The following is a 24,908-nucleotide window of genomic DNA, read 5'->3' on the forward strand; positions in this document are numbered from 1 at the left end:
AGCCATTCATGTACGATCACATCGGATTGCACGTCGCCGATCTCAACGCCAGCGTGCGCTTCTACACGGCAGCGCTGGCGCCGCTCGGCTTCGTACTATGTTCCCGCGACGACAGCGGCGCCGGCTTCGGCCCGAAGGACGCACCGGCGCTCTGGCTCTATCTGGACAAGGGCAAAAAGGCCGGTGACGCCCACATCGCCTTCCGCGCGCCCGATCACGACGCGATCAAGCAATTCCATAGCGCAGGCGTGAAGGCGGGCGGCAAGGACAATGGCGCGGCGGGTCACCGCAAGGACTACAGCCCGACCTATTACGCCGCGTTCCTGATCGATCCCGACGGCAACAATGTCGAGGCAGTGTGCGGGTAAGGAGCCGCTGCTCGTGTTCCGTCATTGCGAGCGAAGCGAAGCAATCCATCGCTCCGCACGCGTGGAAGGATGGATTGCTTCGTCGCTTCGCTCCTCGCAATGACGGTCTTCCACATCACAAAGGATCAAACCATGGCTTCCATCTACAAGGACATTCCCATCGACGCACCGGCCGACCAGGTCTGGGACGCGTTGCGCGATTTCGGCGCGGTGCATACGCGGCTGGCGCCGGGCTTCGTGACCGACAGCAAGCTCGACGGCGATGCGCGCATCGTCACCTTTGCCAACGGCTCGGTGGCGCGCGAAACGCTGGTCGATTGCAACGACAGCCGGCGACGGCTGGTCTATGCGATCAAGAGCGAGCGCCTGACGCAGCACTCGGCCTCGGCCCAGGTATTCGCCGAGGGCGACGGGCGCTGCCGCATGGTGTGGATCACCGACGTGCTGCCGAACGAGATCGCATCCTACATCGACGCGCAGATGGACCTCGGCGCAGCCGCGATGCAGAAAGCGCTGGCGCAATCCGCGAAGGCGAAGAGCGCCGCGTAGCGCGGCCCGATCGGAACAACTCTGTCACCGTCACCCTGAGGAGGCCGCTTCTTCAGCGGCCGTCTCGAAGGGTCGACGGCCTCCGCTTCATCCACGAGCATGTTGAAGCATCTGGGCCGTGCATCCTTCGAGGGCCGCTAAAGAAGCGGCCACCTCAGGATGACGGGACTGAGTTGCTCTGTTTGCTCAGTGTCATCACCCGCGGATGCGGGTGATCCAGTATTCCAGAGGCCGCAGTGCTTGAGCCGATGGGCCGCGGCGTACTGGATCGCCCGGTCAAGCCGGGCGATGACAGCCGTGGATGAGGAGATAGCCTCATATCCTCTCAGGATGGTGGGCCAGGATTGCTCAAGAGAGCGCCGGCTGCACCTTGGCGATCGGCGCGGGCTTGCCCCAGCGGGTCAGGACCACGCTGAGGCAAGACATCACGCCAAGCACGCCCATCGAGGCGGCGGCGAGTGCGAAGAAGTTTTGCGCGCTCGCCTCATGGGTCGACAGCCACCAGCCGCCGGCGCAGATGAAGATCAGCCGCGCAGTCTGCGCCAGCACCGGACCGACCACCTTGGCTGCGCCCTGCGACGAGAAATACATCGACATCGCAAGCCCGATGAAGGCGTACATCGGCGCGGCGGTCGACAGGTACTGATGGCTGGTGGTCCGCACATGCGGATCATTGGTGAACAGGTTGACCCAGAGATCGGGGAAGATTGCGATCAGACTGCCGATCACGCCCACCGAGAGAAATGACACCGTGCCGGCGGTCCAGGCGATCCGCCGGGCGCGCGCGATGCGGTCGGCGCCGACCGCCATGCCGATCATCGGCACCGAGGCGATGCCGACGGCGAACGCGACCGAGGTCAGCATGAATTCGAGCCGCGCGCCGATGCCGTAGCCGGCCAGCACCGCGGTGCCGAACTGCGCCAGCATGTGGGTGAAGATCGAGATGGTCAGAACCGATTGCAGCGGCGAGAAGCAGGAGATGGCACCGACCTTGAGAATGTCGATGAACATCGCCCACTGCACCCGCAATCCCCGAAGCTTCGGCACGACGCGGGCGCGGCCCGAGAACAGATACCAGCCCATCACGCTGATGCTGATCGAATAGGCGATCAGGGAGCCGACGGCGACGCCGCGCATTCCGAACTGCGGCACCGGGCCGAGCCCGAGTCCGAGCGTGCCGCCCAGGATGATCTGCCAGCACGCGGACGACAGGATCATGGTCGAGGGCAGCTTCATGTTGCCGGTGCCGCGCAGGATCGCGGCCATGGTGTTCATCAGCCAGGGCAGCACGGCGCCGCCGAAGAAGATCTGCGAATAGCCGATCGCCTGCGCCAGCACATTGCCGCGGCCGCCAAGCAGTTCGAGCAGGCGCGGCCCGAAGATCAGCATGCCCAGCATGAATGTCAGGCCGAAGCACAGTCCGATCAGCAGCGCATGCGCCGCGAGCGTCGAGGCGCGCTCGACGTCGCCGGCACCGAGCGCACGCGCGATCGACGATGCGACGCCGCCGCCCATGGCGCCGCCCGACATCGTCATGGTGAGAATGACGCAGGGAAACAGCAGCGCCATCGCCGCGAGCGACTCGACACCGAGCCGGCCGATATAGGAGGTCTCCGCGATCACCACACAGGTGCCGGCGGACAGCGCGATCACGTTCGGCCAGGCCAACCACAGCAGCGTGCGCAGGATCGGCCCGTCGAGCAGCTTGTTGCGCGCGGGTTTGCTGACCGGCGGCGGCAGCGGCCGCTCGGCTTCGTCGACAGGTATTTCGGCGAGGCCGAGATCGGACATCTGCTCTCCCGCGCGCGATCTTCTGGCGCCGCGCCACGGTGTTTCCCTACCATGGTGGCGGCCGATTCCACGTGCGCGGGACGCAAGGGGGGCCTGCGTGATTGCAGGTGAACCCGAAGCCTAGCCGATCGACCAGAGCAGCGGCGCGGTGGCAGCGCCATTCGGCTTCAAATGCACCGGAATATGCCGTCCGCAGCCGGCCGCCAGACCCTCGAACAGCCCGGTCAGCACGCTGGCGCAGGCCGGATGATAATCGGCGACATCGGCCATCAGCTTCCAGCCCTGCTGGCGGATTTCGAACTGGCCTTCTGACGCGCTGATCTCGGCGACATCATCCTGCGCCTCGAAAAGCGCGCGCAGGAACGCGGCAAATTCCGCCGCACGGCCGCGGCTGCCGCCGAGTGCCTGCGCCACCTCGTCGAAATACTGCATGCCAATCAGTTTGCCGGTGAGATGCAGCAGATAGCGCGCATCCTCCGGGCCGAACACCTGCACCATGATCGGCGCCGCCGTCTTCACGTATTCCATCGCATAGTTGCGATAGGCCTTCTCCAGCCGCGGCTTCGGCCAGCTGTCGACCGGCAGCGCCGGCGCGCTCGCCGGATCAAAGTGCGGCGCCTCGAGATGCCGCGCAAAGACGAGACGCTGGTCGAGCTCGAGCGGATGATCGTATTCGCAGTAATAGCCCTCGAGCCCGTCCTGCCCGTCGACGCTCTGCTTGGTGCAGACGAAGCCGAGCCTGAGGTCGCCGAGGGCTGCGCCGTTATTGGCGTGCCAGCCGCGCAGCATCGCGCGCGAGACCTCGCCCGGCACGCCGCAGATCGCGGTGCCCTTCCAGATCCAGCGCGGCGGCGGATAGCGGATCCAGGCCTTGCGGTCGGTCTCAACCATGTATTCCACATGCACGCCGCCGATCCAGTTGGAGAGGTAGTGATACCGCGCGGCGGCGACCGCCGGCGGCAGATGATCGAGGCCGAGCTTCTTCAAGCCGGGCAGGAAGCGCTCCTGCTGCTGGCGGCGAAACACCCGGAACACGAACTCGGCCGCGTCAGCCGTGCCGCGCCGCGTCACCACGGTGAGGATCAGGCCGGTGAAGAAGGCATGATAGAGATCGGCGACGCTGCGCCATTTCCGCCATTGCGCCTCGTGTGCGCTCTCGCCTGCGGTCATGTTCGCTCCCGATGTGTTGCTTTTGCTCAAGTGTGTCATCGCAAGAGAGCCGGCGCAACCAACACACATTCGGTGTCATCGCCCGACTTGATCGGGCGATCCAGTATTCCAGAGCCAGTCGTTATCGATCGAGAAGCCGCAGCGTACTGGATTCCCCGCTTTCGCGGGGAATGACAGCGGAGGGAATTGACGCACAATCGTAGCCCGGATGGAGCGAAGCGCAATCCGGGGCAGGTGCATCCGCCGACACAGCAGCCCCGGATTTCGCTGCGCTTCATCCGGGCTACGGAATTTTCTTACACGCGAAAATGCTTGGAGAGCTTCAGGCCCTGGGCCTGGTAGTTCGAGCCGATGCGCTGGCCGTAGAGCGCATCGGGACGCTCGAGCATGCGCTCATAGACCAGGCGGCCGACGATCTGGCCGTGCTCGAGGATGAACGGCACCTCGCGCGAGCGCACTTCGAGCACGGCGCGCGCGCCCTTACCGCCGGCGCCGGCATAGCCGAAGCCGGGATCGAAGAAGCCGGCATAGTGGACGCGGAATTCGCCGACCAGCGGATCGAACGGCACCATCTCCGCGGCGTAATCCGGCGGCACCTGCACGGCTTCCTTGGAGGCCAGGATGTAGAACTCGCCGGGATCGAGGATCAGGCTGCCGTCGGGGCGCGCCTTGATCGGCTCCCAGAAGTCATCGACCGGATAGCCGGCGCGGCGGTCGACGTCGACCACGCCGGTGTGGCGCTTGGCGCGGTAGCCGACAAAACCGTTGGAATTCTCTCCGGAGAGATCGACCGACAGCGCTACGCCTTCCGCGAGATCGGCATTGTCGATGTCGACCAGGCGTTCGGCGGCATGCAGCGCTTCGAGCTCGTCGGCACTGAGGATGGCTTCGCCGATCCGGAAGCGCACCTGGCTCAATCGCGAACCCTCGCGCAGCAGCACCGGAAAGGTCTTCGGGCTGATCTCGGCATAGAGCGGGCCGTGATAGCCGGCGCCGATCATGTCGAAGCGGCGAGTGCCGTCGGCGATCACGCGGGTGAAGACGTCGAGCCGCCCGGTCGAGCTCTTCGGGTTGGCGGCGGCGACGATCTCCGGCGGCAGCGCCAGGCTTTCCAGCAGCGGCACGATGTAGACGCAGTTGGTCTCCAGCACCGCGCCGTCGGACAGGTCGATCTCGTGCAGCTTCAGCTCGTCGATCCGCTCGGCGACGGTGGCGTCGGGCCCCGGCAGGAAGCTGGCGCGGACGCGATAGGCGATGTCGCCGAGCCGCAGATCGAGGCTCGCCGGCTGGATCTGGCTCTCGACGAAGTCATAGGCGGGCAGAATCAGCCCGGCGTCCGCCATCTCCGCGATCATGCGGTCGGGCAGGATTCCGTTGGATTCATCTTCCAGCGTGAACGACACGATGTGGTCCTTCGGTCCCTCGGGATGGCCCCAAAATCATACATTGAGCGGCCATCCAAGCCCCAGATATAGGCTTTTACGGGTTATCCGATGACCGTCTTGACGAAAAGGGCGCGAGGGAATATCAGCAGCGTTATCCCGTGGTGATTTGAGCCGGCCGGCTTGCAGCCACGTTAAATAAGTCGCTAAACAGGCCGGGGACAGTGTGATCCCGGCTTGTGGAGGCAACTCCAGGCCGGTTTTTTTGTGGCCGTTTTCCCCGGAGGGACGGCCGCGTCGGAGGTCACATGTCTGAGTCTGAAGTCACCCGCTATCGCCCTGAAACCCGCCTGGTCCATGGCGGCACGCTGCGCTCGCAATTCGGCGAGACCTCGGAGGGGCTGTTTCTCACCCAAGGCTACGTCTACGACAGCGCGGAGCAGTGTGAGGCGCGCTTCAAGGGCCAGGACCCCGGCTTCATCTATTCGCGCTATTCCAACCCGACGATTGCGATGTTCGAGCGCCGCATGATCGAGCTCGAGGGCGCGGAAGCCGCGCGCTCGACCGCGACCGGCATGGCCGCGGTGACCACCGCGATCCTGGCGCCGCTGAAGGCCGGCGATCACGTGGTGGCGTCGAAGGCGCTGTTCGGCTCGTGTCTCTATGTGGTGCAGGACCTGCTGCCGCGCTACGGCATCGAGACCACGCTGGTCGACGGCCTCGATCTCGACCAGTGGCAGCGCGCGCTGCGGCCGAACACCAAGACCTTCTTCCTGGAGAGCCCGACCAATCCGACGCTCGACGTGCTTGATATCGCGGCGATCGCCAAGATCGCGCACAGCGGCGGCGCGCGGCTGATCGTCGACAACGTGTTCGCGACGCCGATCTGGCAGAGCCCGCTGTCGCTCGGCGCCGACGTCGTGGTCTATTCCGCGACCAAGCACATCGACGGCCAGGGCCGCTGTCTCGGCGGCATCATCCTGTCGTCGGAAGCCTTCATCGCCGAGCACATCCATAATTTCATGCGCCAGACCGGCCCGTCGCTGTCGCCGTTCAACGCCTGGGTGCTGCTCAAGGGGCTCGAGACGCTCGGCGTCCGCGTCCGCGCCCAGACCGACACTGCGGCGAAGATCGCCGAGGCCTTAGCGACGCATCCCAAGGTGACGCGGCTGATCTATCCGGGCCGCGCCGACCATCCGCAGGCCGACACCGTGAAGAAGCAGATGGGCGCCGGCTCGACCCTGGTCGGCTTCGAGGTCAAGGACGGCAAGGCCGGCGCCTTCCGCTGCCTCAACGCGCTGAAGATCGCGCGCATCTCCAACAATCTCGGCGACTCCAAGAGCCTGGTCACCCATCCCGCGACCACGACGCATCAGCGCCTCGCCCCGGAGGCCCGCGCCGAGCTCGGCATCAGCGAAGGTTTTATTCGCTTCTCGGCGGGCCTGGAGCATCCCGACGATTTGATCGAGGATCTCGCGCGCGCGCTGGAGAAGGTGTGAGGCTGAGGTAGAAGCAGCGAAGCGAGCTGAGCTGGTGCGATAGCTTACAGGTCAGGAAGGCACCACCGGATGGGTTCCCTCCCCCCCTTGCGGGGTCCGAGGCGAGCGGAGCTCGCTCTCGAGGTTAGGGAGAGGGGTAAGCCGCACGGGCAGTGATCGTGGCTTACCCCTCTCTCCAACTCTCCCCCGCAAGGGGGGAGAGAGCCCCTCCCACCTCCCGTGCAGCCTCAAGCAAGATCGTGCGGTCTCCCCCGCAAGCGGGAGAGGCGAAGTGAGCAAGCCCTACGTCGCCGCCGTGGTGACGCCGCCGTCGACCACGATGGTCTGGCCGGTCATGAAGGTCGAGGCGTCGGAGGCGAGATAGGCCACCGCGCCGGCGATCTCGTCGGGCTCGCCGATGCGGCGCAGCGGCGTCGAGGCGGTGCGGCGCTTCAGATTGTCCGGATCCTCCCACAGCGCGCGGGCGAAATCGGTCTTCACGAGGCCCGGCGCCACGCAATTGACCCGCACGCCCTTCGGCCCCCACTCGCCGGCGAGGCTGCGGCACAGCGCGAAATCCGCCGCCTTCGAGATGCCGTAGGCGCCGATCACGGTCGAGCCGCGCAGGCCGCCGATCGAGGAGATGATCACGACCGAGCCCTTGCCGCGCTCGGCCATCTGCGGGATCGCGAGCGCCGAGAGCCAGATGTTGCTCTTGACGTTCGAGCCCATGATCTTGTCGAAGGCCTCGTCGGTGATGTCGAGCAGCGGGCCGTAATACGGATTGACCGCGGCGTTGCAGACCAGGATGTCGATCTTGCCGTAGTGCTTCAGCGTCCCCGAGATCAGCGCCTCGACCTCGTTGCGGCGCGCGATGTTGCAGGGGATGACGAGCGCATCGCCGCCGGCCTTCTTGATGCCGTCGGCGACCTCCTGGCAGGCATCGGCCTTGCGCGAGGAGATCACGACCTTGGCGCCGAGCCTCGCCAGCAGTTCGGCCGAGGCGCGGCCGATGCCGCGGCTCGAGCCGGTGACGACGGCGACCTGGCCGGTGAGATCGAATGGCGTGTTCTTCATTGTTGTTTGCCTCCCTGAGGTTCACACGTCATTCCGGGGCGCGACGCAGTCGCGAACCCGGAATCCAGAGGTAGTAGCGCGAGACTCCGGGTTCTCGCTTCGCGAGCCCCGGAATGACGGTTGGAAAGAGCTACGCCAACAGCCCGCCACCCTCGCTGACGCGGCGAAGGTGGTAGTCGGTGTCGCCGAGCGTGTTCTCGATCATTGTCAGCCGCTTGAAATAGTGGCCGATCTTGGCCTCCATGGTCATGCCGATGCCGCCATGGAGCTGGATCGACTGCTGGCCGACGAATTTCAGCGACTTGCCGACCTGCACCTTGGCGGCGGCGACCGCCGACGAACGCTCCTTGGCGTCGTCGAAGTCGGACGCCATGGTCGCGAACATCGACATGCTGCGGGCCTGCTCCAGCGCCACGAACATGTCGGCGGCGCGGTGCTGCAGGCTCTGGAACGAGCCGATCGCAACGCCGAACTGCTTGCGGGTCTTGATGTACTCGACGGTCTCCTTCAGCGACTCGTCCATCGCGCCGACCGCCTCCGCGCAGAGCGCGGTGCGGGCCTCGTCGGCGACGCGCTCGATCAGCGGCAGCGCGTTCTCGCCATCGCCGATCGCGGCGTCAGCGCCGACCTCGACATTGGTCAAGGTGATGTCAGCCGCGTGCAGGCCGTCCTGAGTCGGATAGCCCTTCTTGGTGACGCCCTTGGCGTCCGCCGGGACCAGGAACACGCCGATGCCGCTCTTGTCGCGCTGGCCGCCCTTGGTGCGCGCGGTGACCACGAGCACGTCGGCGTTCTCGCCGTTGAGCACGACGAATTTTTCGCCGTCGATGACCCAGCCGTCGCCCTTCTTCTTCGCGGTGGTGACGACGTCATGCAGGTCGTAGCGCGAGTTCTTCTCGAGCTGCGCGAAGCCGAACGTCTTGCTGCCGTCGATGATGCCGGGGATGTATTTTGCCTTCTGCGCGGCCGAGCCGCCATGGCGCAGGAAGCCGCCGGCGATCACGACAGTGGCCAGATAAGGCTCGACCACCAGCGCCTTGCCGAGCGCTTCCATCACGATCATGGTCTCGACCGCACCGGCGCCGAAGCCGCCATCGGCCTCCGCAAACGGCAAACCGAGCAGGCCCTGCTCGGCGAGCTTGCCCCAGAGCGTTTTGCTCCAGCCGCCCTTCTCCTTCATGTACTTCTTGCGCGCATCGAAGTCGTAGGCATCGGTCAGAAGCCCGTCGACGCTTTCCTTGAGAAGCCGCTGCTCCTCGGACAGATCAAAATCCATTTTACCATCTCTCCAAAATCACGCGGGCGCTTGCCCCGATCTCCCCTCGTCATCCCCGCGAAAGCGGGGATCCAGTACGCCGCGGCCAGCATCGTAAGCCACGACCTTCCCGGCGTACTGGGTCCCCCGCCTGCGCGGGGGACGACATCGAAATTGTGGCTTACAGCCCCAGCACCGCCTTGCTGATGATGTTGCGCTGGATCTCGTTCGAGCCGCCGTAGATCGAGACCTTGCGGTTGTTGAAGTAGCTCGGCGCGATCTGCGCGGTCCAGTCCATGCTCTCGTTCGAACCGGCGTCGCCATGCTCGTCATAGGGCGCGGCGAACGGGCCGATGATCTCCATCAGGAGCTCGGTCGTGGTCTGCTGGATTTCCGAGCCCTTGATCTTGAGCACCGAGGACGCCGGATTGGGCTTGCCCTTGCCATGCTTGCCCTCGTCGGCGACGACGCGCAGTTGGGTCAGCTCGAGCGCCTTCAGCTCGATCTCGCACGCCGTGAGCTTTTCGCGGAACGCCGGATCCTCGATCACCGGGCGGCCGCCGGCCTCGACCTTGGACGCCAGCGCGCGGATGCGGCGCAGCCGCTCCTTCGAGACGCCGACCCGGGCGATGCCGGTGCGCTCATTGCCGAGCAGGAACTTTGCGTAATCCCAACCCTTGTTCTCCTCGCCGATCAGGTTTTCGTACGGCACCTCGACGTCGTCGAAGAACACTTCGTTGACCTCATGGCCGCCGTCGATGGTCTGGATCGGGCGCACGGTGACGCCCTTCGACTTCATCGAGAACACGATGAAGGAGATGCCCATCTGCTTCTTCGCCGCCGGATCGGTGCGGCAGAGGCAGAAGATCATGTCGGCATGCTGGGCGAGCGTAGTCCAGGTCTTCTGGCCGTTGATGATCCACTTGTCGCCACGGCGCTCGGCCTTGGTCTTCAGCGAGGCGAGGTCCGACCCCGAGCCCGGTTCCGAGAAGCCTTGGCACCACCAGTCGTCGACATTGGCGATACGCGGCAGGTATTCCTTCTTCTGCTTCTCGTTGCCGAAGGTGTAGATCACCGGGCCGACCATGCTGACGCCGAAGGCGAGCGGCTGCGGCGCCGGATAGGACTGCAGCTCTTCATTGAAGATGTAGTGCTGCACCGAGGTCCAGCCGGTGCCGCCATATTCCTTCGGCCAGTGGGTGACGCCCCAGCCCTTCTTGTTGAGGATGCGCCACCAGGTGACCATCTCGTCCTTCGACAGATGGCGGCCTTCCTGCAGCTTGCGGCGGGTCTCCGGCGGCACGTTGTTCTTGAAGAACTCCCGCACCTCCTCGCGAAACGCTATCTCTTCCTTGGTGAAAGCGAGATCCATCGGATCCTCCTTTTAGTAAGATTCCAGAACTCTTTCTTGGTCGTCCCGGCGAAGGCCGGAGCGACGGAATTCAGCGCGATCCTGATGCAGTCTGCTGCAATTGCGGTTGAGGTGTCTTCGGCTGCTGCTGGCGCAATTCGTGGCGTGACAGTTTTCCGACCGGGGTGCGCGGCAGTTCGGCGACGAACTCGACCGCCGCCGGCAATTCGTGCTTGCCGATCTTGCCGGTGAGGAACGCGCGCAGCTCGTCGGCCGAGAACGGCGCCTGCCCGTCGCGCAGCTTGATGAACGCCTTGGCCCCCTCGCCGCGGTAATCGTCCGGGATGCCGATCACGATCACCTCCTGCACGGCGGGATGGGTGTAGATCGCCTGCTCGATCATCTGCGGATAGACGTTGAAGCCGCCGGAGATGATCATGTCCTTCTTGCGGTCGACCAGATAGAAATAGCCGTCGGCGTCCATGTAGCCGATGTCGCCGGTGAGGAAGCGGTCGCCGACGAAGGCTTCCGCGGTTTCCTGCGGCCTATTCCAGTAGCCCTTTGTGACATTCGGGCCGCGGATGCGGATCTCGCCGACCTCGCCGACCGGCATCACTTTCGTGGAATCCTCCAGCGACACCACGTCCATCTCGATGCCGGGCAGCATCAGCCCGATCGAGCCGGGCTTCTCCGGCCCCTCCTTCGGATGGCCGGTTCCGGGCGAGCAGGTCTCGGTCATGCCCCAGCCGCTCTTCAGCTTCATGCCGACGCGGCGCTCGAAGATCTTTGCCACCTCGACCGGCAGCGGCGCGCCGCCGGAGCCGCAGGAGACCAGCGACGACAGGTCGCGCTTGTCGAGATCGGGCAGCGCCGCGATCGCGATCCACATCGTCGGCACGCCCGGAAACGCGGTGGCGCGCTTGACCTCGATGTCGCGCATCACGGCCTCGACGTCGAAGCGCTGGTGCAGCGAGATCAGATTGCCGCGCCGGATCGACGACAGCAGCACGACGGTCAGCGCATAGATGTGAAACAGCGGCAGCACGCAGATCACGCGCTCGATCGCGTTGCGCTCGAGCCGGGCCGGCTTGCCCCAGACATCGTAGATCGACACCGCAGCGGTCAGGTTGCCGTGGCTCAGCATCGCGCCCTTGGGCAGGCCCGTGGTGCCGCCGGTATATTGCAGCAATGCGACGTCCTCGACATCGACCGCGGGCCATTGCGACGGCCGGCTCGCGCCTTCGACGAACTGCCGGTGCGTGATGATCACGGGGTTGTCGGGCAACGCGGTCTGTGGCGTGCCGACCTTGCCCCAATTGTCGTCCTCGCAGACGATCAGCCGGTCGAGCAGCCCCTTGTCGAGGAATTTCAGCGCCGTCGGCAGCAGCGCGGACAGGTTGCTGGTGACCAGCACGCGCGCGCCGGAATCCGACAGCTTGTGCGATAGCGCAATCTCGCCGTCGAGCGGCGACAGATGCACGATGCGGGCGCCGGTCTTCAGCGCCCCGAAGAAATTGATCGGGTGATCCGGCGTGTTGCCGAGGAACAGCGCGACCGACGCGCCCTTGCCGTAACCCGCGCGCATGAATGCGGAGGCCGCCGTTTCGACCAGGGTCTCCAGCGCGCTGTAGCTGATCGGCAGGTCGCGGAATTCGAGCACCGGACGGTCGCCGAATTCGGCGGCTGCAGTCGAGAGCAGATCCGGCAGCGTGCCGCGCGTGATCGCGTCGCTCCAGTGCACGCCCTTGGGATAATATTGTTCGCCGGGATAGGTCATGAATGCAACGGCTCAGCAGGCTGTCATTCCGGGGCACGCGAAGCGTGAACCCGGAATCTCGAGATTCCGGGTCTGCGCCTTACGGCGCATCCCGGAATGACGAGTGGTTACAGATGATCAAGATCACGCCGCCTTCGACGGCGCGGCGAGCGAGGCAAAGGTCTTGCCCTCGTCGGCGAGCTTCTTGAGCAGCGGCGCCGGCTCCAGCGACGGATCGTTGGTCTCCTTGGCGTAGAAGGAGAGACGATCGGCGATGTGCTTCAGGCCCACCGTGTCGGCCCAGTACATCGGGCCGCCGCGATAGATCGGCCAGCCGTAGCCATAGAGCCAGACCACGTCGATGTCGGACGGCCGCGCCGCGATACCCTCGGCGAGGATCTTCGCGCCCTCGTTGATCATCGGGTACATCATGCGCTCGAGGATCTCGTCGTCGCTGACGACGCGCTTCTTGCGGCCGAGCCGCGCCAGGGTCTCGTCGATCAGCTTCTCGACCTCCGGATCGGGCAGCGCCGCGCGCGAGCCCGGCTCGTACTTGTAGTAGCCCTTGCCGGTCTTCTGGCCGAAGCGGCCGGCTTCGCAAAGCGCATCCGCGATCTCCGACTTGATGCCGCGGTCCTTGCGCGAGCGCCAGCCGATATCGAGGCCGGCGAGATCGCCCATTGCGAACGGGCCCATCGGCATACCGAACTTCGTGACCACGGCGTCGACCTGCTGCGGCAACGCGCCTTCGAACAGCAGCTTCTCGGACTGCTTGCCGCGCTGCGCCAGCATGCGGTTGCCGACGAAGCCGTCGCAAACGCCGACCACCGCCGGCACCTTGGCGATCTTGCGCGCGATCGAAACCGCGGTGACCAGCGCATCCGGTGCGGTCTTGTCGGCGCGCACGATCTCGCACAGCTTCATCACGTTGGCCGGCGAGAAGAAGTGCATGCCGAGCACGTCCTGCGGACGCTTGGTCGACTTCGCGATCTCGTCGATGTTGAGATAGGAGGTGTTGGAGGCGAGCACCGCGCCGGGCTTGGCGTATTGATCGAGCTTGCCGAACACTTCCTTCTTGACCGCCATGGTCTCGAACACCGCCTCGATCACGAGATCGGCGTCGCCGACGTTCTCGATGCCGACCACGCCATTGATCAGCGCCATGCGCTTGGCGGGCGCGTCCGCCGGGATGCCGCCGCGCGCCGCGGTGGCCTCGTAGTTCTTCTGCATGATGCCCATGCCGCGCTTCAGCTGGTCCTCGCCGGTCTCGACCAGCGTGACCGGGATGCCGGCATTGGCAAACGACATCGCGATGCCGCCGCCCATGGTGCCGGCGCCGAGGATGGCGACGCGCGCGACGTTGCGCGGCTTGGTGCCGTCGGGCACGCCGGCGATCTTGGCGGCCTCGCGCTCGGCAAAGAACGCGTAGCGCTGCGCCTTCGACTGGTCGCCGTTCATCAGCTTGAGGAAGCCCTCGCGCTCCTTCTTCAGCCCCTCCTCGAACGGCAGGTCGATCGCGGCACCGACGGCGTCGGCCGCGGCGAACGGTGCGTCGAGCCCGCGCGCCTTCTTGGTCAGCGCGGCGACCGCATTGGTGAAGATCGAGCGATCGGCCCTGGCCGCCGCGAGCTTGCTGTCATCATCGCGCAACTTGCGCAGCGGGCGCTTCTCGGCGACCAGCTTGCGGGCAAACGCCTCGCCGCCCGACGCCGGGCCTTCGACGATCTCTTCGATTAGGCCGGCCTTAAGCGCCTCTGATGCGCCGATCGGATCGCCGCCGACGATCATCTTGACCGCGAGCTCCGGGCCGACCGCGCGCGGCAGCCGCTGGGTGCCGCCGGCGCCCGGCAGCAGACCGAGCTTGACCTCGGGCAGGCCGAGCTTGGCGTCCTTGGTGGCGACGCGATAGTGGCATGCCAGCGCGACCTCGAGACCGCCGCCGAGCGCGGTGCCGTGGATCGCGGCAACCACCGGCTTTGGCGAGCTCTCGATCAGGCTCAACACCTCGGCAAGGCCGGGCGGCTGCGGCGGCTTGCCGAACTCGGTGATGTCGGCGCCGGCGATGAAGGTGCGGCCGGCGCAGGTCAGCACGATGCCGGCAACCTGCGGATCGTCGATCGCGCGCTTCACGCCATCGAAAATACCGCCCCGCACCGCAGCGCTCAGCGCATTTACAGGGGGACTGTTAACCGTGACGACGGCAATGTTGTCATGACGTTCGAAGCTGACGACTTCACTCACCGGGATCTCCCTGAATGCTTGTTCTTGAACTTGTGCTGAGTGGCTACGCGACTGGCGTTGCGAAGCCACTTCCGAGGTGCTTCATACTAATTTCGCACTGCGAAACTAAATTCCACATCTTGACAGGGAGGGTTATTTTGAAGCACGAGCCTTGTCAACGAACATCACGAGCGCCAGGGAATGAAACGTCCAACCAAGAAGGCAGCGACCGATCGCAATTTTGTCGTCGCGCTTTCCCGCGGACTCGATGTCCTGCGCGCATTCCAGCCCAATGACGGGCTGCTCGGCAATCAGGAGATTGCGGCTCGCACCAAATTGCCGAAGCCGACGATTTCCCGGCTGACCTACACGTTGACCAAGCTGGGATACCTTACACCTGTTCCAAGGTTCGAGAAGTACCAGCTCGCCCCGTCGGCGATGGCGCTGGGCTACGCTGCGCTGGCCAATCTCGGTGTTCGGCATTTGTCCGAGCCGTATCGTGAAGAAGTGATGCGCGCGACCGGCGGCGCCGTCGCGGTCGGCGGCCGCGATCGTCACAGCATGATCTATTTCGGCCAGAGCCGGAACGGTTTGGCGCTCGGCGTGCAACTCGACGTCGGTTCGCGAGTACCCATCGCGACCACGGCGATGGGCCGTGCCTACATTTGGGCATTGCCGCCGGACGATCGGGCGGCTTTACTGCGCGAGCTGCGTGATCACTATGGCAGCCGCTGGGCCAAGATGCGCGACGGCATCGAGCGCTCCGGCGAGACGGTGGCGAAGTACGGATTTGCGATGTCCGCAGGTGACTGGCAGACCGACGTCGCCGCGGTCGGCGTGGCCTTGAAGCTGAACGACGGAACCGGCCCTTACGCATTCAATTGCGGCGCGCCGGCATTCCGCTTCACGGAAGATCTGCTGATCAACGACATTGGACCTCGTCTTGTGGCGATGGTAAGGAACATCGAATTGGCGCTCGGTGGGATGGCGCCGCAATCCAAAAAACAAGAAAGCAAAAAGGCTAGAGTAGGAGGGAAACTTGCACGTTTGGCCGAGGGGATCAGATAGCCGCCATCACGACCGGCGAAATGCATCGCAGGGTCTCTCGCACCGCACGACGACGGCGGGCGAGACGAGATGACGCAGGCACAGCTCGCGCAGGGAAATAATCCCCTGCTCGCGGTTCGCGACGTCAGCGTCGTGTTCGGCGGCATCATCGCACTCAATGGCGTGTCGTTCGACATGCGCCAGGGACAGATCCTTGGCCTGATCGGCCCGAACGGCGCCGGCAAGACCACGCTGTTCAACTGTCTGTCGCGGCTGTACCAGCCGTCGTCCGGCGACATCCTGATGGAAGGCCAGAGCATCCTGACGCGGCCGCCGCACCGGATCGCCGAGATCGGCATCGGCCGCACCTTCCAGAACGTCGCGCTGTTCCCCAACCTGTCTGTCATCGACAATGTGCGGGTCGGCGCCCATTCGCGCACCTCGAGCGACATCGTCAGCGACTCGCTGCGGCTCGCCTGGGTCCGCCGCGGCGAATCCGACATGAACGAGAAGGTGCACGGGATTCTCGGCTATCTCGACCTCGAGGATGTCGCCCACACCGTGGTGTCAGGCCTGCCGTTCGGCACCCAGAAGCGCGTCGAGCTGGCGCGCGCCTTGGCCGCGGACCCCAAGATCCTGCTGCTCGACGAGCCGGCCGGCGGCCTCAATCATGAGGAAGTCTATGTGCTCGGCGACCTGATCCGCAAAATCCGCGACGACCGCCACATCACCGTGCTGCTGGTCGAGCATCACATGGGTCTCGTGATGTCGATCGCCGACCATGTCGTCGCGCTGAATTTCGGCCGAAAGCTTGCCGAGGGAACGCCGGCCCAGGTCCAGGCCGACCCGGATGTGATCAAGGCCTATCTGGGGAGCAAGGACCAATGACCGCGATGCTCAACGTCAAGGATCTGCGCGCCTATTACGGCCAGGTCCAGGCCCTGCACGGCCTCAACTTCTCGCTCAACGAAGGCTCGCTGACCACGCTGCTCGGTGCCAACGGCGCCGGCAAGACCACGACGCTGCGCGCGATCTGCAACATGGTGCGCTCGACCGGCGCGATCGAGTTCGAGGGCAAGCCGATCGGCACCCGCTCGACCGAGAACGTGGTGCGCCTCGGCATCGCCCATGTGCCGCAGGGCCGCGGCACCTTCACCACCATGACGGTGGAGGAAAACCTGCAGCTCGGCGCCATCAGCCGCTCCGACAAGAAGGCGATCGTCGACGACATCGAGCGGATGTACACCCACTTCCCGGTGCTGAAGCAGCGCTACACCCAGCAGGCCGGCACGTTGTCCGGCGGCGAGCAGCAGATGCTCGCGGTCGCCCGCGCGCTGATGCTGCGCCCGCGGCTGATGCTGCTCGACGAGCCGTCATTCGGCCTCGCGCCGCTGATCGTGCGCGACCTGTTCGGCATCCTCGGCAAGATCAATCGCGAGGAGAAGGTGACCATCCTGGTGGTCGAGCAGAACGCCCAGCTTGCGCTCGAGCTCGCCGACCAGGCCTATGTGATCGAAACCGGACGGATCGTGATGTCGGGCAATGCCAAGGACATCGCGAACAACGAAGACGTCCGCAAATCCTATCTCGGCTACTGAGGAGCAGGCCATGGAGCTTTTTGCCAACCAGGTCCTGGCCGGTATCGCGACCGGCGCGATCTACGCCTGCATGGCGCTCGCCGTGGTGATGATCTACCAGGCGATCGACCATCTGAACTTCGCCCAGGGCGAAATGGCGATGTTCTCGACCTTCGTCTCCTGGCAGCTGATGCAATGGGGCGTGCCCTACTGGGGCGCCTTCGTCCTCACCGTCGCGTTCTCGTTTGCCGCCGGCATCGTGATCGAGCGGCTGCTGTTCAAGCCGCTGGCCAAGGCGCCGATCCTGACCAACGTCGCCGGCTTCATCGCGCTCTACGCGATCATCAACTCGGTCGCCGGCCTGATCTGGGACTTCACCATCAAGCAATACCCGACGCCGTTCGGCTCCTCGCCGTTCCTCGGCAGCCAGCTGATCTCGACCCACCAGGCCGGCATGATCGGCATCACCCTGCTGATGCTGGTGCTGCTGTTCTTCTTCTTCCGCTACACCCGCGTCGGCCTTGCGATGCGCGCGGCCGCCTCGCTGCCTGAATCGGCGCGGCTGGTCGGCATCAACACCTCGTGGATGATCGCGCTCGGCTGGGGCATGGCGGCCGCGATCGGCTCGATCGCCGGCATGATGATCGCCCCGGTGGTGTTCCTGGAGCCGAACATGATGCTCGGCGTGCTGATCTACGGCTTTGCCGCCGCCGTGCTCGGCGGCCTCTCCAGCCCGTTCGGCGCGGTGGTCGGCGGCTTCCTGGTCGGGATCTTCGAGAACCTGGTCGGAACCTACATCCCCGGAGTCGGCAATGAGCTGAAACTTCCGATCGCGCTTGCGCTGATCGTCACCGTCCTGGTCGTCAAACCGGCAGGCCTGTTCGGCCGCGCCATCGTCAAGCGAGTTTGATCATGAGCGCCGCCGCTGAAGAAGTCGTCACAGAAGCCCCGGCCGTCGAGGCCGTTCCCAAGCGTGCCATGACGCTCGGCTATGGCACCTCGCTCGTGGTGCTTGCCGCGCTCGTCATCATCCCGCTGCTCGTGAAGAACTTCATCATCTTCCAGATGACGATGCTTCTGATCTACGGGCTTGCGGTGCTGGCGCTGAACATCCTGACCGGCGGAAGCGGCCAGTTCTCGCTCGGCCAGAGCGCGTTCTACGCGGTCGGCGCCTACACCTCGGCGATCCTGATGGAGCATGTGGGCATGAACTATGCCCTGACGCTGCCGATCGCCGGCGTCATCTGCTTCGGCTTCGGCTTCCTGTTCGGCCAGCCGGCGCTGCGGCTGTCCGGCGTCTATCTGGCGCTGGCGACCTTTGCGCTCGCCACCGCGATGCCGCAGCTTTTGAAGCTCGGCTATTTCGAGCACTGGACCGGCGGCGTGCAGGGCCTCGTGGTCACCAAGCCGGACGCGCCGTTCGGCCTGCCGATGTCGCAGGACATGTGGCTGTATTACTTCACACTGGCCATCACCATCGCGATCTACGTCGCCTCGGTGAACCTGCTGCGCTCGCGCTCGGGCCGCGCCTTCATGGCGATCCGCGACAACGAGATCGCAGCCTCCGCGATGGGCGTCGACGTCGCGCTGTACAAGACGCTGGCGTTCGGCGTCTCGGCCGGCATCACCGGCGTTGCCGGCGGTCTCGGCGCCATCGCGGTGCAGTTCGTGGCGCCCGACGGCTACACCATCCAGCTCGCGATTTCGCTGTTCCTCGGCATGGTCGTGGGCGGCGTCGGCTGGTTGCCCGGCTCGATCGTGGGAAGCGCCTTCATCATCTTCGTGCCCAACATCGCCGAAGGCATCTCCAAGGGCCTGTCCGGCGCGGTGTTCGGCGTGCTGCTGTTCCTCGTCATCTTCCTCGTGCCGCATGGCGCGAGGCAAGTTGCGATCGTTGCCCAGCAACTGGCCGCAAAGCTCAAGAAAAACTGACAATCAATAGAACAAGACCAGGAGAAATTATGCTTTCTACCCTACGGATCGCCGCGATGTCCGCGGCGATCGTCGCGGTTGCCGCGACGTCCACGACCGCTTTCGCCCAGAAGAAATACGACACCGGCGCGACCGACACCGAGATCAAGATCGGCAACATCATGCCGTATTCGGGGCCGGCATCCGCCTACGGCGTGATCGGCAAGACCGAAGAAGCCTTTTTCAAGATGATCAACGATCAGGGCGGCATCAACGGCCGCAAGGTCAATTTCGTCACCTATGACGACGCCTACTCGCCGCCGAAGGCGGTCGAGCAGGTTCGCAAGCTGGTCGAGAGCGACGAGGTGCTGCTGGTCTTCAATCCGCTCGGCACGCCGTCGAACACCGCGATTCAGAAGTATCTCAACTCCAAGAAGATCCCGCAGCTGTTCGTCGCCACCGGCGCCACCAAGTGGAACGATCCGAAGAACTTCCCGTGGACCATGGGCTGGCAGCCGAGCTATCAGAGCGAGGCGCACATCTATGCCAAGTGGCTGTTGAAGGAGAAGCCCGACGCCAAGGTCGCGATCCTCTATCAGAACGACGATTTCGGCAAAGACTACCTGAAGGGCACCAAGGACGGTTTCGGCGCCAAGGCCTCCAACATCATCATGGAGGAGAGCTATGAGGTCTCCGAGCCCTCGATCGACGGCCATATCGTCAAGATCAAGGCCGCCAATCCCGACGTGCTCTTGATTTACACCACGCCGAAGTTCGGCGCGCAGACCATCAAGAAGACCGCCGAGCTCGGCTGGAAGCCGCTGCAGATCATCACCAACGTGTCGATCTCGGTCGGCAGCGTGATGCAGCCGGCCGGCTTCGAGAACGCCCAGAACGTATTGTCGGCCGCCTATGCCAAGGACGGCTCCGACCCGCAATGGGCAAACGATGCCGGCATGAAGAAGTGGAATGCGTTTCTCGACAAGTACATGCCGGGCGTCGACAAGACCGACAACGGCGTCGTCTACGGTTACGGCGCCGCGCAGACCTTGGCCAAGGTGCTGGAAATGTGCGGCGACGACCTCACCCGCGCCAACGTCATGAAGCAGGCGGCGAGCCTGAAGGATTTTGCGCCCGACACGCTGCTGCCCGGCGTCAAGATCAACACCTCCGCCACCGACTTCGCCCCGATCGCGCAGCTGCAGATGCAGCGCTTCAAGGGTCAGAAGTGGGAGCTGTTCGGCGAGATCATCTCGGGTGACGTCCCGACCCAGTAACGCTGCACTGCAGAAACAAAACCATGCGCCCCCGCGACTAATGTCGCGGGGGCTTTTTGTTGACGGCTCATGCCGATCGTATTGAATAGACAGACCAAAACACCGAGGTGGGGAAACCATGACGGCAGCACGCCAGTCCCTGACGGCGCTCTCGATGATGCTCGCGCTGATCGTGACAAGCTGCAATCTCGCATTGGCGCAGAAGGCCTACGACACCGGGGCCAGCGACACCGAGATCAGGATCGGCAACATCATGCCCTACAGCGGTCCCGCCTCGGCCTATGGCGTGATCGGCAAGACCGAGGCCGCCTATTTCAGGATGATCAACGCGTCCGGCGGCATCCGCGGCCGCAAGATCACCTTCATCTCCTATGACGACGCCTATTCGCCGCCGAAGACGGTGGAGCAGGCCCGCAAGCTGGTCGAAAGCGACGACGTGTTGCTGGTGTTCAACTCGCTCGGCACCGCGACCAATGTCGCGATCCGCAAATACATGAACGAGAAGCAGGTGCCGCAGCTGTTCGTCGCCTCCGGCGCTTCGAAGTGGAACGACCCGAAGGACTATCCATGGACCATGGGCTGGCAGCCGTCCTACCAGGACGAGGCGCGGGTCTACGCAAAATACATCATGAAGCATAACCCGGATGCCAAGATCGCCGTGCTCTACCAGAACGACGATTTCGGCAAGGACTACCTCAAGGGGCTGAAGGAGGCCTTCGGCGACAAGGCCGCGATGATCGTCGCCGAGGAGGCCTACGAGACGTCGGAGCCCACCATCGACAACCACATCGTCAAGCTGAAGGCCGCCGGCGCCGACACCTTCATCAGCATCACCACGCCGAAATTCGCCGCGCAGGCGATCAAGAAGGCGGCCGAGATCGCCTGGACGCCGATGCAGATCCTTACCAATGTCTCGGCCTCGGTCGGCGGCGTGATGCAGCCGGCGGGCTACGAGAACTCGCAGGGCATCCTGTCGGCCGCCTATCTCAAGGACGGCGCCGATCCGCAATGGGACAAGGATCCCGGCATGCAGAAGTTCATCGCCTTCCTCAAGAAGGACTACCCGGAAGGCAACCGGCTCGACGGCGCCACCGCCTTCGGCTACGCCGCCGCGCAGACCCTGGTGAAGGTGCTGGAGCTGTGCGGTGACGATCTCACCCGCGCCAACGTCATGAAGCAGGCCGCAAACCTCAAGGGCTTCGTCCCCGACACGCTGCTGCCGGGCATCACGATCAACACCTCGCCGACCGATTTCGCGCCGATCAAGCAGCTCCGCCTGATGCGCTTCAAGGGCGAGAAGTGGGAGCTGTTCGGCGACATCATCTCGAGCAGCCTCAGCAACTGACCGGCGACGCCGCGCAACTCAATGGTGCGCTTCTGAGTGACCGCAATCCTTGCGGAATTCGCGCAGGCTTACGCGACACATTGATGAATGATTGAGCAGTATATTTACGGCAGCTGCCCGCCAAACTGTCGACTAAAGACGCAACCCCTGCCGCAACGCGGCAGGGGCTTTTCATTGAGACCACCTGGGTAAGATGATAGCGTCGCCGATTAACAAAAGAGCCTTCGCAACAGGGGGCCGCGACACATCAGTCCGACAACAGGGAGAGAGACGTCATGTCCACAAGACGGCAACTGGCAGTGCTTGCCGCTGCATTGGCGATCGTCGCCACATCGGGTAGCGCGGCGCTGGCCCAGAAAAAATACGACACCGGCGCCACCGACACCGAGATCAAGGTCGGCAACATCATGCCCTACAGCGGCCCCGCATCCGCCTACGGCGTGATCGGCCGCACCGAGGCCGCCTATTTCAAGATGATCAACGATCAGGGCGGCATCAACGGCCGCAAGATCAACTTCATCTCCTATGACGACAACTACTCGCCGCCGAAGACGGTGGAGCAGGCCCGCAAGCTGGTCGAGAGCGACGAGGTGCTGCTGGTCTTCAATTCGCTCGGTACGCCGCCGAATACGGCGATCCAGAAGTACATGAACCAGAAGAAGGTGCCGCAGCTGTTCGTCGCCACCGGCGCCACCAAGTGGAATGATCCGCAGAATTTCCCCTGGACCATGGGCTGGCAGCCCAACTACCAGAGCGAGACCATCATCTACGCAAGGTACATTCTGAAGAATCATCCGAACGCCAAGATCGCGGTGCTCTATCAGAACGACGACTACGGCAAGGACTACCTGAAGGGCCTGAAGGACGGGCTCGGCGCCAAGGCCGCCTCGATGATCGTCGCCGAGGACAGCTACGAGGTGTCGGAGCCGACCATCGATTCCCACATCGTGCGGCTGAAGGCCACGGGCGCCGACGTCTTCATCAACATCACCACGCCGAAATTCGCGGCGCAGGCGATCAAGAAGAACGCCGAGCTCGGCTGGAAGCCGCTGCACTTCCTCAACAACGTCTCGGGCTCGATCGGCAGCGTGATCAAGCCGGCGGGGTTCGAGAACGCCCAGGACATCATCTCGTCGCAGTATTTCAAGGATCCGACCGACGCGCAGTGGAAGACCGACAAGGCGATGATCGCCTGGAACGAGTTTTTGGATAAGTACTATCCGGAAGCCAACCGCGCCGACGCCTCCGTGATGTACGCCTACATCGTCTCGCAAGGCCTGGTGCATGTGCTCAAGGCCTGCGGCGACAATCTGACGCGCGAGAACATCATGAAGCAGGCGGCCAGCATTCGCGATTACGAGCCCCTCGGCCTGCTGCCCGGCGTCAAGGTCAACACCTCGCCGACCGACTTCGCACCCCTCTCGCAGCTGCAGCTGATCCGCTTCAAGGGCGAGACCTGGGAGCGCTTTGGTGAAGTCCTGAGCGGCGACGTCGGCGGTTAGCTCCGGCGCTTCCAACCGAAGAACACAGCCCCCGCGGCCCGGCCGCGGGGGCTTTTCGTTGGCCGGGGCCTCGACCGCGTCCCGCTTACACTTTGGCCGGCGATGCGCTAGGGAGATCGGCGGCAGATCAAGAACAAGCCGGCGCCTCTTTGAGGCGGCAACAACGAAGGGAGTGTCAAGAAAATGCCGATGCCGATCCGACACCGCGTCGCCACCGCCCTGCTCGGCCTCACCGTCGCAGCCGCAACCGGCAGCGCCGCGCTGGCACAGAAGAAATACGATACCGGCGCGAGCGACACCGAGATCAAGATCGGCAACATCGTGCCCTATAGCGGCCCGGCCTCGGCCTATGGCGTGGTCGGCAAGGCGATGGCCGCGGTGTTCAAGAAGACGAACGACGAAGGCGGCGTCAACGGCCGCAAGATCAACTTCATCTCCTATGACGACGCCTATTCGCCGCCGAAGGCGGTCGAGCAGGTGCGCAAGCTGGTCGAGAGCGACGAGGTGCTGCTGCTGTTCGGCACGCTCGGCACCGCCTCCAACACCGCGATCCAGAAGTACCTCAACGCCAAGAAGGTACCGCAGCTGTTCGTCGCCACCGGCGCCACCAAGTGGAACGACCCGAAGACGTTCCCGTGGACCATGGGCTGGCTGCCGAGCTACCAGAGCGAGTCGCGGATCTACGCGAAATACCTGATCAAGTAGAAGCCGGCCGCCAAGGTCGCGGTGCTCTACCAGAACGACGACATGGGCAAGGACTATCTCAAGGGCCTCGAGGTCGGCTTCGCCGGCGATCCCAACCGCATCGTCGCCAAGGAGAGCTACGAGGTCGCCGAGCCCACCATCGATTCGCATGTGGTGCGGCTGAAATCCTCCAACCCCGACGTCATCGTCTTCTTCACCACGCCGAAATTCGGCGCGCAGGCGATCAAGAAGCTCGGCGAGATGAGCTGGAAGCCGGTCACCATCGTCTCCAACGTCTCGGCGTCGACCGCGACCGTGATGCGGCCGGCGGGGATGGACAACTCGCAGGGCGTGATCTCGGCGGCCTACGCCAAGGACGCCAGCGACCCGCAGTGGAAGGACGATGCCGGCATGAAGGCGTTCGACGAACTGATCGCCAAATACATGCCTGACACCAACCGCGTCGATTCTTCGGCGATGACCGGCTACAACATGGCGACCACGATGGTCGAGGTGCTGCGCCGCTGCGGCGACGATCTGACCCGCGCCAACGTGATGAAGCAGGCAGCGAGCCTGAAGCAGTTCGCGCAGGGCGGCCTGCTGCCGGGCGTGACGTTGTCGACCGGGCCTAACGACTTCCAGCCGATCGAGCAGCTGCAGCTGATGCAGTTCAAGGGCGAGCGCTGCAGCTGTTCGGCGACGTCATCTCCGGCGAAGCCGGCGGCAATTAGGGGATGATGAGGCTAATGGCGACGGCGCCAGGCTCCCTCTCCCCGTTCTTACGGGGAGAGGGTTGGGGTGAGGGGCCCTCTCCGCGCATACGGTAACAGCTGCGCTCGCAGAGGCTCCCCCTCACCCGGAACGCATCTGACGATGCGTCATAGCCGAGGCTTTGCCTCGGCGTTCTAAACGTCGGCCGCCAAAGGCGGCCTGTGCCTCTCCCCGCAAGCGGGGCGAGGTGAAGCGGAGTGCGCCGCTCGGCTCGAAGTATTGGTGCGCCTCCGCTCCTCCTTCCCGCTTGCAGGCCCGCCCAACCAAAACCCAAAAAACAACCCCATGCAAAGTAGCCGGTGGCGGCCGGCGCTCGACAGGCGGCTTGACACGTCGGGCAAGTCAGGGATAATCTTCCAATATTCCGAAATTGCGCCCGAGTGCGCCCTCGCCCCCG

At 64.4% G+C, this 24,908-nt stretch carries 19 protein-coding genes, 1 pseudogene and 1 riboswitch; of the genes and pseudogenes, 12 read left to right on the forward strand and 8 right to left on the reverse strand.

Annotated features, from left to right (window positions below; all coding sequences use genetic code 11):
- Positions 1-8: 8 nt before the first annotated feature.
- Positions 9-368: a VOC family protein gene (locus tag CI41S_RS25395; RefSeq protein ID WP_139862037.1), complete on the forward strand. Its 360-nt coding sequence runs from the start codon at positions 9-11 to the stop codon at positions 366-368.
- Between the two features lie 132 nt (positions 369-500).
- Positions 501-917: an SRPBCC family protein gene (locus CI41S_RS25400; RefSeq protein WP_139862038.1), complete on the forward strand. Its 417-nt coding sequence runs from the start codon at positions 501-503 to the stop codon at positions 915-917.
- 348 nt (positions 918-1,265) lie between these two features.
- Here the strand turns inward: CI41S_RS25400 and CI41S_RS25405 are convergent, their stop codons facing one another.
- From CI41S_RS25405 to CI41S_RS25420, 3 genes are all read right to left on the reverse strand, one after another.
- On the reverse strand, positions 1,266-2,708 hold the full coding sequence (locus CI41S_RS25405; protein WP_139862039.1) for an MATE family efflux transporter: 1,443 nt from the start codon (positions 2,706-2,708) through the stop codon (positions 1,266-1,268).
- Positions 2,709-2,828: 120 nt separating this feature from the next.
- Complete coding sequence (locus CI41S_RS25410) at positions 2,829-3,878, reverse strand: hypothetical protein (RefSeq protein ID WP_139862040.1); 1,050 nt, start codon at positions 3,876-3,878, stop codon at positions 2,829-2,831.
- A 296-nt stretch (positions 3,879-4,174) separates the two neighbouring features.
- Positions 4,175-5,281, reverse strand: a complete 1,107-nt coding sequence (locus CI41S_RS25420) for a 2'-deoxycytidine 5'-triphosphate deaminase (RefSeq protein ID WP_139486995.1) — start codon at positions 5,279-5,281, stop codon at positions 4,175-4,177.
- 130 nt (positions 5,282-5,411) lie between these two features.
- A riboswitch (SAM riboswitch) is annotated at positions 5,412-5,491 on the forward strand.
- Between the two features lie 77 nt (positions 5,492-5,568).
- Here CI41S_RS25420 and CI41S_RS25425 point away from each other — a divergent pair.
- Entirely contained in the window at positions 5,569-6,759 is a 1,191-nt protein-coding gene (locus CI41S_RS25425; RefSeq protein WP_139862042.1) for an O-succinylhomoserine sulfhydrylase, read from the forward strand.
- 282 nt (positions 6,760-7,041) lie between these two features.
- Here the strand turns inward: CI41S_RS25425 and CI41S_RS25430 are convergent, their stop codons facing one another.
- The 5 genes from CI41S_RS25430 to CI41S_RS25450 all read right to left on the reverse strand — a co-directional run bounded on the left by CI41S_RS25430 (position 7,042) and on the right by CI41S_RS25450 (position 14,418).
- Positions 7,042-7,815, reverse strand: a complete 774-nt coding sequence (locus CI41S_RS25430) for an SDR family NAD(P)-dependent oxidoreductase (protein ID WP_139862043.1) — start codon at positions 7,813-7,815, stop codon at positions 7,042-7,044.
- Positions 7,816-7,945: 130 nt separating this feature from the next.
- On the reverse strand, positions 7,946-9,091 hold the full coding sequence (pimD, locus tag CI41S_RS25435) for a pimeloyl-CoA dehydrogenase small subunit (RefSeq protein WP_139862044.1): 1,146 nt from the start codon (positions 9,089-9,091) through the stop codon (positions 7,946-7,948).
- 160 nt (positions 9,092-9,251) lie between these two features.
- On the reverse strand, positions 9,252-10,442 hold the full coding sequence (pimC, locus tag CI41S_RS25440; RefSeq protein ID WP_139486999.1) for a pimeloyl-CoA dehydrogenase large subunit: 1,191 nt from the start codon (positions 10,440-10,442) through the stop codon (positions 9,252-9,254).
- 70 nt (positions 10,443-10,512) lie between these two features.
- Complete coding sequence (pimA, locus tag CI41S_RS25445; RefSeq protein ID WP_139862045.1) at positions 10,513-12,198, reverse strand: dicarboxylate--CoA ligase PimA; 1,686 nt, start codon at positions 12,196-12,198, stop codon at positions 10,513-10,515.
- Positions 12,199-12,321: 123 nt separating this feature from the next.
- Positions 12,322-14,418 (reverse strand): 3-hydroxyacyl-CoA dehydrogenase NAD-binding domain-containing protein, encoded by a 2,097-nt coding sequence (locus tag CI41S_RS25450; RefSeq protein WP_139862046.1) that lies wholly within the window; start codon positions 14,416-14,418, stop codon positions 12,322-12,324.
- Between the two features lie 180 nt (positions 14,419-14,598).
- Here CI41S_RS25450 and CI41S_RS25455 point away from each other — a divergent pair, with 180 nt between their 5' ends.
- The 9 genes and pseudogenes from CI41S_RS25455 to CI41S_RS25495 all read left to right on the forward strand — a co-directional run bounded on the left by CI41S_RS25455 (position 14,599) and on the right by CI41S_RS25495 (position 24,471).
- Positions 14,599-15,465 carry an IclR family transcriptional regulator gene (locus CI41S_RS25455; RefSeq protein WP_139487002.1) on the forward strand — a complete coding sequence of 289 codons (867 nt, stop codon included), beginning with the start codon at positions 14,599-14,601 and terminating at the stop codon, positions 15,463-15,465.
- Positions 15,466-15,534: 69 nt separating this feature from the next.
- Positions 15,535-16,332: an ABC transporter ATP-binding protein gene (locus CI41S_RS25460; protein WP_139487003.1), complete on the forward strand. Its 798-nt coding sequence runs from the start codon at positions 15,535-15,537 to the stop codon at positions 16,330-16,332.
- Entirely contained in the window at positions 16,329-17,042 is a 714-nt protein-coding gene (locus CI41S_RS25465) for an ABC transporter ATP-binding protein (RefSeq protein WP_139487004.1), read from the forward strand. The genes CI41S_RS25460 and CI41S_RS25465 overlap by 4 nt, the downstream gene beginning before the upstream one ends.
- A gap of 10 nt (positions 17,043-17,052) precedes the next feature.
- Positions 17,053-17,931 (forward strand): branched-chain amino acid ABC transporter permease, encoded by an 879-nt coding sequence (locus CI41S_RS25470; RefSeq protein ID WP_139487005.1) that lies wholly within the window; start codon positions 17,053-17,055, stop codon positions 17,929-17,931.
- A 2-nt stretch (positions 17,932-17,933) separates the two neighbouring features.
- Positions 17,934-18,953 carry a branched-chain amino acid ABC transporter permease gene (locus CI41S_RS25475; protein ID WP_139862047.1) on the forward strand — a complete coding sequence of 340 codons (1,020 nt, stop codon included), beginning with the start codon at positions 17,934-17,936 and terminating at the stop codon, positions 18,951-18,953.
- A 29-nt stretch (positions 18,954-18,982) separates the two neighbouring features.
- The gene (locus tag CI41S_RS25480; RefSeq protein WP_139487007.1) at positions 18,983-20,209 is read left to right on the forward strand and encodes an ABC transporter substrate-binding protein; all 1,227 of its coding nucleotides are present in this window, start codon (positions 18,983-18,985) and stop codon (positions 20,207-20,209) included.
- 118 nt (positions 20,210-20,327) lie between these two features.
- Positions 20,328-21,554, forward strand: a complete 1,227-nt coding sequence (locus tag CI41S_RS25485; RefSeq protein WP_139862048.1) for an ABC transporter substrate-binding protein — start codon at positions 20,328-20,330, stop codon at positions 21,552-21,554.
- Between the two features lie 275 nt (positions 21,555-21,829).
- Positions 21,830-23,056 (forward strand): ABC transporter substrate-binding protein, encoded by a 1,227-nt coding sequence (locus CI41S_RS25490; RefSeq protein ID WP_139862049.1) that lies wholly within the window; start codon positions 21,830-21,832, stop codon positions 23,054-23,056.
- A 189-nt stretch (positions 23,057-23,245) separates the two neighbouring features.
- A pseudogene (locus tag CI41S_RS25495) lies at positions 23,246-24,471 on the forward strand (ABC transporter substrate-binding protein).
- Positions 24,472-24,908: the final 437 nt, after the last annotated feature.

Origin of the sequence: Bradyrhizobium ivorense (assembly GCF_900696085.1) — a bacterium.
GTDB classification, from domain to species: Bacteria; Pseudomonadota; Alphaproteobacteria; order Rhizobiales; family Xanthobacteraceae; genus Bradyrhizobium; species Bradyrhizobium ivorense.

What these genes read in the sequence shown, in the direction of transcription:
- CI41S_RS25395 (WP_139862037.1), top strand. Translation starts at nt 9, where the DNA reads ATGTACGATCACATCGGATTGCACGTCGCCGATCTCAACGCCAGCGTG.
- CI41S_RS25400 (WP_139862038.1), top strand. Translation starts at nt 501, where the DNA reads ATGGCTTCCATCTACAAGGACATTCCCATCGACGCACCGGCCGACCAG.
- CI41S_RS25405 (WP_139862039.1), bottom strand. Translation starts at nt 2,708, where the DNA reads ATGTCCGATCTCGGCCTCGCCGAAATACCTGTCGACGAAGCCGAGCGG.
- CI41S_RS25410 (WP_139862040.1), bottom strand. Translation starts at nt 3,878, where the DNA reads ATGACCGCAGGCGAGAGCGCACACGAGGCGCAATGGCGGAAATGGCGC.
- CI41S_RS25425 (WP_139862042.1), top strand. Translation starts at nt 5,569, where the DNA reads ATGTCTGAGTCTGAAGTCACCCGCTATCGCCCTGAAACCCGCCTGGTC.
- CI41S_RS25430 (WP_139862043.1), bottom strand. Translation starts at nt 7,815, where the DNA reads ATGAAGAACACGCCATTCGATCTCACCGGCCAGGTCGCCGTCGTCACC.
- pimD (WP_139862044.1), bottom strand. Translation starts at nt 9,091, where the DNA reads ATGGATTTTGATCTGTCCGAGGAGCAGCGGCTTCTCAAGGAAAGCGTC.
- pimC (WP_139486999.1), bottom strand. Translation starts at nt 10,442, where the DNA reads ATGGATCTCGCTTTCACCAAGGAAGAGATAGCGTTTCGCGAGGAGGTG.
- pimA (WP_139862045.1), bottom strand. Translation starts at nt 12,198, where the DNA reads ATGACCTATCCCGGCGAACAATATTATCCCAAGGGCGTGCACTGGAGC.
- CI41S_RS25455 (WP_139487002.1), top strand. Translation starts at nt 14,599, where the DNA reads ATGAAACGTCCAACCAAGAAGGCAGCGACCGATCGCAATTTTGTCGTC.
- CI41S_RS25460 (WP_139487003.1), top strand. Translation starts at nt 15,535, where the DNA reads ATGACGCAGGCACAGCTCGCGCAGGGAAATAATCCCCTGCTCGCGGTT.
- CI41S_RS25465 (WP_139487004.1), top strand. Translation starts at nt 16,329, where the DNA reads ATGACCGCGATGCTCAACGTCAAGGATCTGCGCGCCTATTACGGCCAG.
- CI41S_RS25470 (WP_139487005.1), top strand. Translation starts at nt 17,053, where the DNA reads ATGGAGCTTTTTGCCAACCAGGTCCTGGCCGGTATCGCGACCGGCGCG.
- CI41S_RS25475 (WP_139862047.1), top strand. Translation starts at nt 17,934, where the DNA reads ATGAGCGCCGCCGCTGAAGAAGTCGTCACAGAAGCCCCGGCCGTCGAG.
- CI41S_RS25480 (WP_139487007.1), top strand. Translation starts at nt 18,983, where the DNA reads ATGCTTTCTACCCTACGGATCGCCGCGATGTCCGCGGCGATCGTCGCG.
- CI41S_RS25485 (WP_139862048.1), top strand. Translation starts at nt 20,328, where the DNA reads ATGACGGCAGCACGCCAGTCCCTGACGGCGCTCTCGATGATGCTCGCG.
- CI41S_RS25490 (WP_139862049.1), top strand. Translation starts at nt 21,830, where the DNA reads ATGTCCACAAGACGGCAACTGGCAGTGCTTGCCGCTGCATTGGCGATC.